This window comes from Pseudomonas sp. FSL R10-0399 (assembly GCF_009600165.1).
In the GTDB taxonomy this organism is placed as follows: domain Bacteria; phylum Pseudomonadota; class Gammaproteobacteria; order Pseudomonadales; family Pseudomonadaceae; genus Aquipseudomonas; species Aquipseudomonas helleri.
Genome location: NZ_WIWK01000254.1, coordinates 1 through 1,149 on the forward strand (window position 1 = coordinate 1; position 1,149 = coordinate 1,149).

Annotated in this window: 2 protein-coding genes; both read left to right on the plus strand. The window is 64.4% G+C overall.

All coding sequences use genetic code 11. The features are described from left to right. On the plus strand, positions 1-883 hold an 883-nt coding region (locus GHO41_RS29270), incomplete at its 5' end, for a cobalt-precorrin-5B (C(1))-methyltransferase (RefSeq protein WP_153435345.1). Beyond that, on the plus strand, positions 880-1,149 hold a 270-nt coding region (locus tag GHO41_RS29275), incomplete at its 3' end, for a precorrin-6A/cobalt-precorrin-6A reductase (RefSeq protein ID WP_178126618.1). The genes GHO41_RS29270 and GHO41_RS29275, both read left to right, overlap by 4 nt.

The following is a 1,149-nucleotide window of genomic DNA, read 5'->3' on the forward strand; positions in this document are numbered from 1 at the left end:
GGACGCAGGCGACGACCCCGACGTGACCCACGGCGCGCTGCTGTACTCACGCGTTCGCCTGCTGCCTGACGCAGGCATCGTATTCGTCGCAGGCCAGGGCGTTGGCACGGTCACCCGCCCCGGTCTGGTGTTGCCCGTGGGCGAACCGGCGATCAACCCGGTGCCGCGCAAAATGATCACCGATCACCTGCAGCAACTGGCCGCCGAACACGACTACCACGGTGGCTTTGAAGTGACCGTCAACGTCCAGGACGGCGAATCGCTAGCTCTCAAGACCATGAACCCACGCTTGGGGATTCTCGGCGGCCTGTCGATTCTGGGCACCAGCGGTATCGTCCGGCCGTTTTCCTGTGCCGCGTACATCGCCTCGATCCACCAGGGCATCGACGTTGCCAAGACCAACGGCTACCTGCACATCGCCGCCTGCACCGGCAATGCCAGCGAAGACACCATGCGCCGCGTGTATAACCTGCCGGAGATTGCGCTGATCGAAATGGGCGACTTCGTGGGCGCAGTCCTCAAGCACCTGCGCAAAGTCCCTGTGGATAAGTTGAGCCTCTGCGGCGGTTTCGGAAAAATCAGCAAACTGGCCGCAGGCCATATGGATTTGCACAGCCGTCACTCCAGCATCGACTTGCCGCAACTGGCCGAATGGGCGGCGGCCATTGGCGCTGACCCCACGCTGCAAGAGGCCATCCGCCAGGCCAACACCAGCCAGCAAGCCCTGGCGATGTGCAGCGCGCAAGGCATCGCCCTGGGTGATGCGGTGTGCCAGCACGCGCTGGACTTCGCCCGTAGCGTGGTCCCGGCGTCGGTGCAGGTAGAAGTGTTTGCCATTGACCGCCAAGGCGCCGTTGTCGGCCATGCCGGAGAGTTTGTATGAAGCGTATTTTAGTGCTCGGCGGCGTGACTGAAGCACTGGCCATTGCCCGCACCCTGGGCCCGCAACACGTTTACAGCCTGGCCGGTGTCGGCCGCGTTCCCACCGATCTGCGCTGCGAAGTGCGGGTGGGCGGCTACGGCGGCGCTGAAGGTTTGGCCCACTACATGGGCGAGCAGGGCATCGACCTGCTGCTGGACGCCACCCAGCAGCAGGTCGATGCCCTGCTCGCCCATGTAGTGGGCCAAACCTTCAGCGCCGCCGTAGCC